We start from the raw sequence: 13,895 nt of genomic DNA on the forward strand, positions 1-13,895 counted from the left end.
AAAAAAAGGCGCTACAAAAAGATTTCTCTTTTTATAACGCCTTTGTTATTCCCTTATTCTTATTTTTTTCTAGTATCCAAATTTCATATGAATCAGTTTTTCAATATAGTCTGCCGTTTCTTCCCATCCAAGCAAACTGCTGTCAATCAACAGCTGTCTGTTATGTCTGTCTCCTCGATAAGTACCAGTTACGTATTTATATCTGGAATGAAGTGCCTCATCATGATATTTCATCATGGCTTTTGCTTCCTTTTCCGAAATTCCATGTTCTTTTTTGATATTCTCGATTCTGACATCCTCAGGAGCATAAATAAAAATTCTCAAGCAGTCATCTCTATCCTTTAAAACATAATCACTGCATCGTCCAATGATGACACAGGAGGATTTGTCTGCAAAGTTCTGAATGACTTCAAATTGAATCGCAATCATGGTATTTGTAAGATTGGCATATCTTGGACCAAACTTTGTATCAAATCTGTATTTTACCTTTTTTAGAGATGTATCCGCTTTCTCTACCAGTTCTCTGTCAACACCAGTCTTTTCTACAACCTTGTCTACCAAATCTCTGTCATAATATTCGATTTCTAATCGATCCGCCAGCATTTTCCCGATTTCAGGTCCACCGCTTCCAAATTCGCATCCAATGGTAATCACTGCATGTTTCATATCTCTCCACTCCTCTCCGTATATAATATATACTACATTGCTTTCTTATAAAGCATTTCTACGTCTTTTTTCGTCGTAATTCGTGGATTTACTGCAATATTTCCACTTTTCATGGCATCCTCTGCCATCTGGCTGATCTTATCCTCTGTTACCCCTACTTCAGAAAGCGTCTCAGGAATACCCAGAGATTTTGTAAGTTTTCTCACCTCTTCTACCAGCATCTCTGGAACAAAAGAATCATCTGCCTTTGTATAAGAAATATAATCATAAATCTTTTTATATTTTCCATCGTCTGCCAGTGCATTATATTCCAGACATACTGGAAGTAAAATGGCATTGGCCGTTCCATGAGCTACGTTAAAGAAGCCTCCTACCGGATGAGCCATCGCATGTACATCTCCCAAACGGCCAAAGTTAAATGCGATTCCTGCAAAGGTACTTCCCAAAAGCATTGCACTTGCCGCCTCAATATTGGTTCTGTCTGCCACAAACTTGCGAATGTTTTCTCCTAAAAGCTCCAACGCTTTCTCTGCCATCGCTTCGATAAATGGATTACAGTCTTTGTTAATATAAGATTCTATGGCATGTACCATGGCATCTACACCAGATGCTGCTGCTGTTCCTGCTGGACAGGATGTGAGGAATTCCGGATCTAAGATGACATGTGATGGCAACAATTTCTGGCTCGCTACCGTCAGTTTATAATTACGGCTATGGTCGGTAATAACAGAAAAAGCTGTTACTTCAGAGCCTGTTCCTGCTGTGGTCGGAATGGCAATAAAAGGAACAATCTCTCCCGGAACCTTGCCCCCACCTTCATATTCTGTAATAGAACCTCCATAAGTCACAACAACTCCAACCGCCTTTGCCACGTCCATTGGAGAACCTCCTCCAATGGCTACAATGGCTTCTGCCTGATTTTCTTTATAAGCATCTGCAGCTTTATGGACCGTTTCTACAGAAGGATTGGCTTCTACATCTGTAAATTTACATGTTTTTGCTCCAGTCTCCTCGATCAATGCTGTAATCTTATCGGTTACTCCCATCTTATTCAAATGAGGTCCGGAGATTACAAGTACATTGGAAACCTTTAATTCTTTTACCATTTCCGGTAATTTCTTTACGCTTCCTGCCCCAAATGTAATATTCTGAGGTACGATAAAGGAAAAATCTTTCATTTTCTTTCCTCCTGATCTATGATTTATAACAGTTCTTCTACAGATTCTTTGATAATTGCAAATGCTTTATCACAATCTTCTTTTGTCACGATCAATGGAGGTACCATACGGATTACACTGGAACCGATTGCTGTAATCAATAATTTCTTATCGAAACATTTATGTTTTACATCAATGCTCTTGATTACTTCATCAAATTCAACACCAACTAATAATCCCTGTCCTCTTACTTCTTTTACATGAGGAAGTGTTGCCAACAGACCCATGAAGTATTCGCCCATTTCTTTGGCATTTCCTGCAAGGTCTCTGTCTAATAATTCGTTTACTTCTGCTAATGCAGCTGCACAACATACTGGATGTCCACCATAGGTAGTTCCGTGAGATCCCATAGTAAATGCTTTAGAAACCTCTTCTGTTGCGCAAATTGCTCCGATTGGCATTCCGCCTCCCATTGCCTTTGCCATGGATACGATATCTGGTTTTACGCCATAATTCATATAAGACATAACTGCACCAGTTCTGCACCATCCTGTCTGAACTTCATCTAATAATAATAAGATTCCTTTTTCATCACATAATGCTCTCAAACCAGTTAAGAATTCTTTTGTTGCTGGAATAACTCCACCTTCACCCTGTACTGGCTCTACCATAATCGCGATGGTATCTTCTGTAACTGCTTCTTTAAATGCTTCTAAATTATTATATTCTGCATAAGTAAATCCTGGAGTCATGCTTCCGAATCCAACCTGACATGCATTGTCCGGCTGACCAGTAGCACTCATAGAACCAAATGTTCTACCATGGAAAGAAGATTTTGCTGTTACGATGTTATATTTGTTTGGACCATATTTTTCAACACCATATTTTCTTGCCATTTTGATCATTGCTTCGTTAGCTTCTGTTCCTGAGTTCTGATAAAAGATCTTATCCATTCCGATCGTGGTACAAATCTTTTCAGCTAATAAAGCCTGAGGAATGGTGTATGGATAGTTGAACGTATGCATAATATCAGAAACCTGATCCTTGACTGCGGCTACCACCTTTTCATTACAGCTTCCAGCGCTGTTAACTGCGATTCCTGCATAGAAGTCAAGATATGCATCTCCATCTGGATCATACATATACATATCCTTTGCAGTCTCTGCTACAAAATCAAATCGTTCATAAGTTTCGATCATATATTTTTTTACTAAATCTTTTAATTCTTCCTGTGTCAATCCTGTATCTTTTAATTTCATCGTGAATGCCTCCAATTCCTATCTGTTTTAAAGTTAGAATTCTTCGCATCAGTCTGGTACCTTAAACTTCTGCGAAAAATCGAGTAGGAGGAATTTCTCTTGATTGAGAAATTCCGACCTCTCACACCACCGTGCGTACCGTTCGGTACACGGCGGTTCAATCAACTTAACAAGTAACACACCTTTCGGTGTAGTAATCTAACATTGAGACTAATCCGAATGAGGTTAGTCTCTTATTGCTTATAGCTTGGCATACATCTGAACCTCGACATACTCTTGCGAACCCTTTAGCGTAGGATGTTCGCTTTGCTGCCCATTGGGGCACGCCTAGTTTCATTAAATTCTTTGCCCTGTTTTGTGGTGTTTTCCATTGTTTCCATATACACATACGAAGTCTGAATCGGATATGTTTATCCATTTCTCTGCACAGATGTTTCATACTCCCTATCTTGAAGTAGTTAACCCATCCTCTGATAAGTTGATTGAGTTTCTCCACTTTGTAGCTGTTGCTTACACCCCAGCTACGACAGGTGAGTTCCTTCATCCTCTTCTTGAATTTCTCAACTGATTTTGCATGTGGCTTCGCCTTGTATTGGTGTGCTCTTGAATCAAAATAGAATCCAAATCCAAGGTATTTGAGTCCTTGCGGTTTATCCACTTTACTCTTTGTCATGTTGACCTTAAGCCCTAGTTTCTCCTCAATGAATCGAGAGATATTTCTCATTACTCGATTTGCAGACATTTCACTCCCAACCATAATGATACAGTCATCCGCATATCTCGCGAAATTGAGCCCTCGCTTTTCCATTTCTTTGTCAAGTTCATTGAGCATGATATTCGCTAATAGCGGAGAAAGATTTCCTCCTTGCGGTGTTCCTATTACAGAGTCTTCATACTCATCATCAATCATAATTCCACTGACAAGATACTTTCTCACAATGGAGATGACATCTCCATCCTTGATTGTTCTTCCAATTAAGGTCATCAGCTTGTCATGATTTACTGTGTCAAAGAACTTTTCCAAGTCAATGTCTACAATCCAATCATTACCATCATTCATCATATCAAGTGCTGTTAGGATTGCTTGTTGTGCACACCTATTCGGTCTGAATCCATAACTGTGGTCATGGAATTGTTCCTCATAGATTGGTGTTAGTACCTGTGCAATGGCTTGTTGTACAAATCTGTCTGTTACCGTTGGTACTCCTAGGTTTCTGACACCACCATCAGGCTTTGGTATCTCCACTCTTCGTACTGGTTGAGGTTTGTATTTTCTTGTCCTCAACTGTTCCTTGATGATTTCGCCGTTCTTTGCAAGATGTTCCTTGAGTTCTGTGTACTTCATTCCGTCCACTCCCTCTGCACCTTTGTTTCGTACGACTTGCAGATATGCTCTGTTGAGATTATCACTAGATAATATCTGCTCCATTAGATTACTTGTGTCCATGCGTTCTTTCCTTTCCGTCTCGCTTGATTTGACCATCTTTTACCCGATTGGTTACGGCAGATGTTGTCATTTCTGCAATACGAGACATACTCAAACTGATTGATTGTTCGCCCCTTCACTCCATCCCCATTACAGAGACTTCTTCACTACTATGGGCTCGGCTGATTTCTCACAGTTCGTTGTTACTAGGCTGATGATACCTCTGTGAGACCTCCACGCTTAAGGTGCACGCTCTTTCCTCTCATCTATCCGCCACATTTACTCGTACTTCCAGCAACTTTTGGACTTCATCTCCTTTTGCAGACTTATCCGTATTTCCGAGCCTTATATGTGATTTCTGTCCGTCGGACCAAGAGTTTGCTTACAGCTTCCTTCAGATTCCACCTCACGATGGACACCCTTGCTGTTCGGCTATACACTTCCTCGTTGCCTAGGCGTGTTCGGGACTTTCACCCGTTAGAGCGCGCCCATGGCGCGCAAACAAAAAGACAAAGACTCAAATTCCCCCAGGGAATGTGGCGTCTTTGCCTAACTTTCAAATTATGTTCTTTATTTTGCACAACCTTAAATTATCACAATCTTATATAATTGTCAATATATCTTTTATTTTTTTGATTTTTTCAATTATCAGAACCATTATACTCTCCTGTTTTTGTACATTATATTGCACAAATCATTTTATTTTTCACCCATAATCTACAAAGAATGTTAGAAAGCTGACTGGAAACTCCGTACAGTTTTCATATTTATGAACTCGGTCAGATTCAAAACGAAATACATCATCCTCTGTAATCTGGGTTTCCTCATCATCGATCACGACTGTAAGCATTCCTTTGGATACCGCAATATATTCTCTGGTATGCTCTCCATGGGAGCCACTGACATACTCTCCTCCCGGTTCTATGTCGATTCGGTAGATTTCCACGGTCCGATTATCTTCATAGGGAAAACAGGTCCATACTTTATATTTTCCTACTACTTCTTTTGTAGGAACCAGCTCCTTTATAGAGACAAGACAGCTATCCATTGGCGGAGATTCTAACAGCGTATGAAATTCAATGCGAAGTCCACTTGCAATTTTACCTAATATTCCAATCGTTGGATTGGCCTCACCTCTTTCGATCTGAGCCAGCATACTCTTACTGACCCCCGTCTGCTCAGAGACCACATCTAGACTCATCTTCTTCGACTTGCGTATCCGCTTTAAATTCACTGAAATGTTATGCAATAAATAATCCATAATTTATACTCCTAAAATCTACCAAATCGTTTTTTCTTCTCACATCCATGGGTACATGCCAACTCCACAAGAGTCTCTATGGCTTTTACCCCCATGACCTTCTCGTCATTGACCAATGTCATAGGTACTCGCTGAATCTGATATCTATCCTGCATCTCCGGATACAGAGAGGCATCCACCATATCCGCACAAATCCATGGAGATAACATACACAACCTCTGGCAATCAATCACCATCTTCGGACAATGGTGACACGCCAATGATACAAATGTACGAAAATGCACCGGTTTTTCCAGTTTTTCTAACTTCTTGATCAAACGCTTTTCAATGGCCTGTCCTACACTTCCCGCATTATAGATCGCAAAAATAAATGAATTTAATTCCTGTCCTCCCGGCACTCCATAAAAAGCAGCACCAGTAAAGTTTCCATCCTCTAAAAAAATCCCTGATACCGGCCGCATTTCCGGATCAAAGTGCTGTTCTAATTCTTGGTTTTCGCCACAACAATACAAGCTCACTTCCACCATTGGATGCAAAGTGCCAATCGCCATCAAAAAGCATCCCAGTTCTTTTCCCTTTTCCTCTTCCGGATCCAATATCGCTATAATCTGAATCTTTCTTTCTAGCTTTTGAAATACCCCAGTAATCTGTCCTTTCAGTTCTTCTGTTAAAAGCCGGCTTTCTGCTTTTATTCCTTCCATCAGCAATCCCTCCTAAAGCATTCCGATCAAATCCAGACTTGGCATCAATGTCTCTTCCCCCGGCTTCCATTTTGCCGGGCAAACTTCATCTCCGTGTTCCTCTACAAACTGAGCAGCCTCCAGCTTACGCAGCAGTTCAGAAGCATTTCTTCCAATTCCGTTATCATGCACTTCATAGGCTTTTACTTTGCCCTGAGGATTTAAAATAAAGCTTCCTCTTAACGCCTGTCCCTCTTCCGGAAGATACACATCCAACATCTTAGCCAGCTTTGCTGTAGGATCCGCTAACATTGGATATTCTACATTGGCAATGGTTTCCGATGCATCCGCCCATGCTTTATGAACAAAGTGAGTATCACAGGATACAGAATAGATCTCACATCCGGCTGCTTTAAATTCCTCATAATAATCCTGAAGATCACTTAACTCCGTTGGGCATACAAAAGTAAAATCTGCTGGATAGAAAAAAAGAATAGACCAATGCCCCAAAAGATCTTTCTTCTTTACAGAACAAAAATCTCCATTATGATATGCCTGTACACAAAAATCTTCTACTTCCCAATTAATATAGCTCATACCTGTCTCCTTTCTTTTTCTTACACGTTGATCCTATTAGTTTTATTATATTGAAAATATTTTATTTCCTCAATAGGAATTCTTATCGAAAATATAGCTTTATTTTCAGTTGTTTTCATTGCTATTTCTCCCTAATTTATCTATAATAAAACTATGGAGAAGGCACAGTAAAAAGGAGGTTACGCATATGGAAAAAAAGAAAAATTTAGGTATTACCAATTTAAACGGCGTTACAGATGATGAAGATACTACTTGCGGCATCACAGATTTAAACTGTGTAGATGGACAAGATACCGGCAGCTACAGCATTACCGATTTGAATGCCGTAGACGATAAGGATACTACCTGCGATATTACTGATTTGAATTGCAATGAATAATCACAACCACCGGCTCAGCCGGTGGTTTGTACTTGCCCTATAAGGGCAAATTACCGGCACTAGAGTCTAAAGACTCATCGAATGGTTCGCCAACTGCAACATCATTTACCTATGGAGCCCTAAAGGGCTCATTTTATTTATTTGCTTTTACTGGCTCACCCGTAAACGGGTCAATATACTCTTTTAGTGTCATTTGATCATATTCTAAATCCTCTTTTAACTGATTTTGAATATACTCTTGTATTTTCTTTGCATTCTTCCCTACAGTATCTACATAATATCCTCGACACCAGAAATGTCTATTTCCATATTTATACTTTAAATTTGCATGTCGTTCGAATATCATGAGTGTACTTTTTCCCTTTAAATACCCTACAAAACTTGAAACACTTATACTTGGCGGAATCCTCACCAGCATATGTACATGATCTGGACAGATTTCTGCCTCCACTATTTCTACACCTTTTCTTTTGCATAGCATACTCAGAATATTAGCTATATCTTGTTTTAACTTTCCGTATGCCACTTTTCTTCTATATTTTGGTGCAAAAACAATATGATACTTACAATTCCATTTTGTATGTGATAAACTACTAATATCCATTTGGATAACCTCCTTTGATTTTATGTGGTTGGCGAACCAACATAATTATATCATTGGAGGTTTTTTACTGTAAGCTGAAGCAATGCTGACTCACCGGCTGAGCCGGTGGTTTCTTTGTTCCTCAAAGTTTCGTTTCTCTGCCTGAGAAACTCCACAATGATGAACAGGCTTAAAGCCTAACAACACAAAATACCCGCTTATTGCTAAGCGGGTATTCAGACTGTAGACAAAGCCCCGGCAAAAGCCGGGCTTTTCTACATTTATGGCCGTTTTTCTGGTATAATAGAAATATCAGAAGGGCGGTGTTTTTTTATGATGACAAAAAATTCAGATAAAAAAAGGGAACAGATGATAATGTTCTGTATGGATGACATGGTTCCCCAAAACCATATGCTGCGTTTAATTGATAAAGCCATTGACTGGACTTTTATATATGATCTTGTTGAAGAAAAATACTGCCCCGATAACGGAAGGCCAAGCATGGACCCTGTCATGCTGATCAAGATCCCCTTCATTCAATATCTTTATGGAATTAAAAGTATGAGGCAGACCATCAAAGAGATAGAAGTAAACGTTGCTTACAGATGGTTTCTCGGATTGGACATGCTGGATCCGGTTCCTCATTTTTCAACTTTTGGGAAAAACTACACGCGTCGTTTTAAAGATACCGATCTTTTTGAACAGATTTTTGCAAAGATATTGGAAGATTGTATGAAATTTAAACTGGTGGACACGGAACATATCTTTGTAGATTCTACTCATGTGAAAGCATGTGCAAACAGTAAAAAAATGCGTAAAAAAATTGCACATGAGCAGGCTCTCTGGTATGAAGAGGAACTGCAGAAAGAAATCACCAGAGATCGTGAAGCACATGGAAAAAAGCCTTTAAAAGAAAAAGATAGAAACGATCCTCCATCCAGCGGCGGAAACGGCGATATGACAAAAGAAGAGGAAATCCCGGAAGGTGTTAAAACACAGAAATGCAGTACCACGGATCCGGAAAGCGGATGGTTCCGTAAAGGTGAGCATAAACATGTTTTTGCTTATGCAGTGGAAACCGCTTGTGACAAACACGGCTGGATTCTTGGATACAGCATCCATCCCGGAAACGAACATGACAGCCGGACATTCAAAACATTATATGATAAGATAAAAATGTATTCACCAGATATGATCATAGCAGACGCTGGTTACCGTACACCAGCGATTGCCTGTGAATTGATGGAAGATGGTATCAAGCCTCTGTTCCCATATAAAAGGCCTATGACAAAGGAAGGTTATTTCCGAAAATATGAGTATGTTTATGATGAGTATTATGACTGCTACATATGCCCGGAAGACCATATATTGTCATATCATACAACAAACAGGGAAGGTTACAGAGAGTACAGGAGCTGCGGAAAAACATGTGCCAGCTGTCCAAATCTTCACAGATGTACGGAAAGTAAAGAACATATAAAAGTGGTCACCCGTCATGTGTGGGAAGGATATATGGAGAAAGCGGAGGATATCCGGCATACACTTGGCAACAAACAGATTTATGAGTTAAGGAAAGAAACAATCGAAAGGATATTTGGAACAGCCAAGGAACAACACGGATTCCGATATACACAAAGCATAGGGAAAGCCCGGATGGAAATGAAGGCGGGGCTTACTTTTGCGTGTATGAATCTGAAAAAGCTAGCCAGGATACTGGCACAAAGAGGACGAAGATTCTCAACTGCCTATACTATTTTGCGAGAAATAAAAGAAAAGTTATTTTTAATAGAAAAGTGGTGCTGGAGATTATCTCCAGCACCAGCTTTGTCTACAGTCTGAATACCCGCTTATTGCTAAGCGGGTATTTTTATTGAAAAGAGAGGATTAAAAATATATATGAAAAACTTTAAGTAAAGTATATCAGATTCATAAATTGATTCAATGTATAAACCATGAAAGTTTCTAAACATTTTCTAAACAGCTGATAAAAATCCTCTTTCCGGTTGCATCTGACAACCATCCACCAATTCCTTTACCGCTGCATCATAAGCCTTTAAATTCTGGCATTTTTTAATCTTTTTTAACTGCTTCTTTCCATCTGGAAACAAGCATCCAAAGTAATACCACAGCTCTTTCATTTTAAATAAGACATTACGATCTCCATTCATCCAGGTCGTGTAGCCCTGGCAAACCTCATCATGAAAATGAAGGAAATCTTCCTTTGACAGATTACTTTCTCCTCGAATCGCATTGCTAAGTGCCGGATTGGCAATGGCTCCTCTGCCGATCATAATCAAATCCACCTTCGGACACTGCTGCTTCCACTCTATATACCCTTCCCTGGAAAAAATATTTCCATTATAGCAGACTGGATTTTTACTTTCCTCCACGGCCATAGAAAAATATTCCATTCGCGGCTGATTTTTATAGAAATCCTTTTGAACTCTTGGATGAATGATCAGTTCTTCCATCGGGAACTGATTATAAATTTCTAACAGCTGATAAAATTCCTCCGGATCCTCTACTCCCAACCTGGTCTTTACAGAAATCTTCATATCCAGCTCCATAAAAATCTGGTCTAAAAAATCATCTAGCCCTTCCAGATCCGAAAGAAAACCTGCTCCCCGCCTTTTGGCAGTTACCGTCCCAGAGGGACATCCAAGATTTAAGTTTACTTCTTCATATCCCATTTCTTTTAGTTCTTTCGCTGCCTTCATAAAATGCTCCGCCTGATTCGTAAGAATCTGAGGAACAACATAAAGCCCCTCATTATGCTCTGGAAGAACATCCCTCTTCTCTCTTGGCATAAAAGCGTGTGCCTGATTGGGTGCAAGAAACGGCGTAAAGTACTTATCTATCCCACCAAAATACTTATGATGAGCATTCCGAAAAATATAACTGGTAATTCCTTCCATTGGAGCCAAATAAATCTTCATATTCTCTCCCATGCTTCTATCGATTATCCACTTTTTCCGGATAGAGATCATGATTTGCCAGACGGTTAAATGCTACTTCCTTCCATACAGTTCCTTCTTTCCCATAGTTGCAATATGGATCGATGGAAATCCCTCCTCTTGGTGTAAATTTTCCCCATACTTCAATGTATTTTGGATCCATCAACCGAATCAAGTCCTTCATGATAATATTGACACAATCCTCATGAAAATCTCCATGGTTGCGAAAGCTGAATAAATACAGCTTCAAAGATTTACTCTCTACCATACGCTCCCCTGGAACGTAGGAAATATAAATTGTCGCAAAGTCCGGCTGCCCCGTCATCGGACACAAACTGGTAAATTCCGGACAATTAAATTTGACAAAATAATCATTTTCCGGATGTTTGTTAGGAAATGTTTCCAGTACCTCCGGTGCATAATCATCTGCGTATTTTGTCTTCTGATTGCCTAATAACGTAACTCCTTCTAATTCTTCTTTGTTTCTTCCACTCATATTACTTACGTCCTTTCCAAAACTCCTTGATCTTATGCCCCACTTCTGCAAGTGTGACTCTTTTTCGATCCTGCCACTCAATTGGGAATAATCCTTCGTATTCCACTCCCAGAAAGCGATCATCCAGAAGTAGAATAACTCCTTCGTCTTCCTGAGTACGAATTACCCTTCCTGCTGCCTGTAGGACCTTATTCATGCCGGGATATCGATAGGCATATGCAAATCCCGGATATCCCTGTTTATCAAAATATTCCTTTAACAGATTCTGCTCGAATCCAAAACCGGGTAATCCCGTGCCGACTATTATAGTACCAATGAGACGCTCATTGGTCAAATCAATTCCTTCTGAAAAAATCCCTCCCATAACACAAAGTGCCATTAACGACTTTTTTCTTGATTTTCCAAACTCCTGAAGGAACTCCTCCCTCTCTGATTCCCCCATCGTCTGATTTTGTATAAGAATGTCCGCTTTTACGTCCAGCCCCATTTGATATATCAATTGGGCTGTTTGGTTCAGCATCTCGTAAGATGGAAAAAACGTAATATAATTTCCCTTTTTTCCATCCAGCACTGCATTCATATACCAGAAGATCTTCTCATATTCCGTTTTATTTCTTCTCGCATATCTACTCGTAACATCATCGGCAACATAAATGCTCCTTTTTTCTGCACAAAAGGGGGATGGAACATAGATTGCCTTTTCCTCCTCATTGCCGATCAGAAGATTCTTATAATAATTCACTGGCAGAAAGGTTGCTGAAAAAAGTATGGATGCCTTACTGTACGCAAAACACCTTTTTAACTGTCCCGATGGATTGATGCAAAACAGTTTACAATAAAATCTTCCTCCGGATTCTAATACATAGATTTCATATCCGTCATCCATAGTATCATAAATATTTAAATAATGCTGTACCTTAAAATATAACTCCAGCAATTCTTTTTCTTCATTTCCTGGTGCCAGTTCTTCCAAAAAGCGATCCGCTTCTGTTACAAATCTTACCAGCGCATAGGTAAGCTTATCCGTATCTCCAATCACCGCCTGGCTTCCCCACTGTTTTTTTAAATGGAGCATCTCTTTATTGCATCTTCTACATGCATGTTTCATACTTTTGGCATACTCAGGAAGAAGCTTTTGTACCTCCAGAAAATCTTCTTTACAAAGCATGGAACTGTACATGCCTCTGGCCCTGTCCACCAGATTATGAGCCTCATCAATCAGATAATACATCTTAAGGGTCTTTCCTTCTGCAAAAAAACGTCTCAGCTGAACCTTAGGATCGAAGACATAATTATAGTCACAGATAATACCATCTGCAAAATTAGAAGCATCCAAACTCAGCTCATAAGGACAGACCTCATATCTTTTTGCATAATCTTCTATCTTTGTCCTTGAAAACACCTCTTCCCCTGTAATCAGCTGATAAAGGGCTTCATTAATCCGATCGTAATGTCCTTTTGCATACGGACAGGTATCCGGATTACAATCCACTTCCTCCAGCGGACAGATTTTCTCCTTGGCTGTCAATGTTACTGTATGAAAACAAAGCCTTTTTTCTCTTAATCGCTCAAAGGTCTCCTCTGCCGCCGTTCTGGTAATGGTTTTCGCTGTCAGGTAAAAAAGCTTATCCATCTGATCCTCTTCCATCCGCTTTATAGCAGGAAATATGGTAGATATGGTCTTCCCAATCCCCGTCGGTGCCTGTACGAAGAGAATCTCTTCCTTCTTCAGCGCCTGATAGACAGATGCTGTCATCTTCCTCTGACCTGTACGATAAACAAAAGGGAAGGTAAGCTGTCTGATAGAATCATCCCGTTTCTTTTTCTCCTCATAGACATAGTCACTCCAGATAAAAAACTGCAGTTTCGCATCTTCCATCCATTGCTCTAGCTCTTCCATGGAAAGCTCCTCATAAAATCTTTTTATCTCCTCACTCTCCAAATGACAATAGGTCATCTGAATGCCGACTCTGGGCAAATGATTCTGCAGACCGTATAAATATCCATAACACATGGCCTGGGCCTTGTGTACATAGATAGCCTCTTCCATATCCTGTAGATTCTGATAGGTACCCTTAATTTCATCGATTACCCAGATATCACCTTTGGGAAAAATACCATCTGCCCTTCCTTCCAAAAGAATATCGTATTCTCGATGATGAAATACCTGCTTTAAGGACACCTCCTCTTTATATTCCACGCCCATAGACTTTTGAATCTTCTTGTGGATCCTACTCCCCTCCTGCATTGCATCCAGAGCTGCCTTCCTGCTCCCCTTCGCTGCAAGATCCCCGGAACGAAATAGAAATTCCACCAGCTGCCGGACGGAAATCTGTATTTGGTTGTCTCTTAGCTGAAGTATCATACGACTGGTCCTTTCTCTTTACTAATAAAATTATTATAATTTATCCCTCCCGGAAATCCAATATGCTATGTC

The 13,895-nt window shown here is 39.9% G+C and carries 13 protein-coding genes; 2 read left to right on the forward strand and 11 right to left on the reverse strand.

The features are described 5' to 3' along the window. Positions 1 to 69 precede the first annotated feature (69 nt). From BHF69_RS09665 to ahpC, 7 genes are all read right to left on the reverse strand, one after another. Entirely contained in the window at positions 70 to 666 is a 597-nt protein-coding gene (locus tag BHF69_RS09665) for a cytidylate kinase-like family protein (RefSeq protein WP_075671036.1), read from the reverse strand. A 32-nt stretch (positions 667 to 698) separates the two neighbouring features. Next, a complete protein-coding gene (locus tag BHF69_RS09670) occupies positions 699 to 1,844 on the reverse strand; it encodes an iron-containing alcohol dehydrogenase (RefSeq protein ID WP_075671038.1) in 1,146 nt (381 codons plus the stop codon). 23 nt (positions 1,845 to 1,867) lie between these two features. Next, the gene (locus BHF69_RS09675) at positions 1,868 to 3,082 is read right to left on the reverse strand and encodes an aspartate aminotransferase family protein (RefSeq protein ID WP_075671040.1); all 1,215 of its coding nucleotides are present in this window, start codon (positions 3,080 to 3,082) and stop codon (positions 1,868 to 1,870) included. A 166-nt stretch (positions 3,083 to 3,248) separates the two neighbouring features. After that, positions 3,249 to 4,529, reverse strand: a complete 1,281-nt coding sequence (ltrA, locus tag BHF69_RS09680) for a group II intron reverse transcriptase/maturase (RefSeq protein ID WP_158022527.1) — start codon at positions 4,527 to 4,529, stop codon at positions 3,249 to 3,251. A gap of 685 nt (positions 4,530 to 5,214) precedes the next feature. Next, positions 5,215 to 5,769 (reverse strand): XRE family transcriptional regulator, encoded by a 555-nt coding sequence (locus BHF69_RS09685; RefSeq protein ID WP_075671042.1) that lies wholly within the window; start codon positions 5,767 to 5,769, stop codon positions 5,215 to 5,217. 11 nt (positions 5,770 to 5,780) lie between these two features. Beyond that, positions 5,781 to 6,470: a thioredoxin family protein gene (locus BHF69_RS09690; protein ID WP_083651204.1), complete on the reverse strand. Its 690-nt coding sequence runs from the start codon at positions 6,468 to 6,470 to the stop codon at positions 5,781 to 5,783. Between the two features lie 12 nt (positions 6,471 to 6,482). Beyond that, positions 6,483 to 7,046: an alkyl hydroperoxide reductase subunit C gene (ahpC, locus tag BHF69_RS09695; protein ID WP_075671044.1), complete on the reverse strand. Its 564-nt coding sequence runs from the start codon at positions 7,044 to 7,046 to the stop codon at positions 6,483 to 6,485. A gap of 187 nt (positions 7,047 to 7,233) precedes the next feature. Here ahpC and BHF69_RS09700 point away from each other — a divergent pair, with 187 nt between their 5' ends. Further along, positions 7,234 to 7,425: a hypothetical protein gene (locus tag BHF69_RS09700; RefSeq protein WP_075671046.1), complete on the forward strand. Its 192-nt coding sequence runs from the start codon at positions 7,234 to 7,236 to the stop codon at positions 7,423 to 7,425. 133 nt (positions 7,426 to 7,558) lie between these two features. Here BHF69_RS09700 and tnpA read toward each other — a convergent pair whose 3' ends face one another. Then, positions 7,559 to 8,029: an IS200/IS605 family transposase gene (tnpA, locus tag BHF69_RS09705; protein WP_075669051.1), complete on the reverse strand. Its 471-nt coding sequence runs from the start codon at positions 8,027 to 8,029 to the stop codon at positions 7,559 to 7,561. A 312-nt stretch (positions 8,030 to 8,341) separates the two neighbouring features. On the opposite strand from tnpA, the gene BHF69_RS09710 reads away from it, so the two are divergent. After that, positions 8,342 to 9,847, forward strand: coding sequence for an IS1182 family transposase (locus BHF69_RS09710; protein WP_075669441.1), 1,506 nt, complete (start codon positions 8,342 to 8,344; stop codon positions 9,845 to 9,847). 134 nt (positions 9,848 to 9,981) lie between these two features. Here BHF69_RS09710 and BHF69_RS09715 read toward each other — a convergent pair whose 3' ends face one another. From BHF69_RS09715 to BHF69_RS09725, 3 genes are read right to left on the reverse strand one after another with little or no spacing between them, the layout of a single operon-like run. Continuing rightward, positions 9,982 to 10,944, reverse strand: a complete 963-nt coding sequence (locus tag BHF69_RS09715) for a tRNA dihydrouridine synthase (protein WP_075671824.1) — start codon at positions 10,942 to 10,944, stop codon at positions 9,982 to 9,984. A gap of 16 nt (positions 10,945 to 10,960) precedes the next feature. Further along, on the reverse strand, positions 10,961 to 11,458 hold the full coding sequence (queF, locus tag BHF69_RS09720; protein WP_075671048.1) for a preQ(1) synthase: 498 nt from the start codon (positions 11,456 to 11,458) through the stop codon (positions 10,961 to 10,963). Between the two features lies 1 nt (position 11,459). Then, on the reverse strand, positions 11,460 to 13,823 hold the full coding sequence (locus BHF69_RS09725; RefSeq protein ID WP_075671050.1) for an ATP-dependent DNA helicase: 2,364 nt from the start codon (positions 13,821 to 13,823) through the stop codon (positions 11,460 to 11,462). Positions 13,824 to 13,895 lie beyond the last annotated feature (72 nt).

The organism is Anaerostipes sp. 992a, from assembly GCF_001940245.1.
GTDB lineage: Bacteria > Bacillota > Clostridia > Lachnospirales > Lachnospiraceae > Fimousia.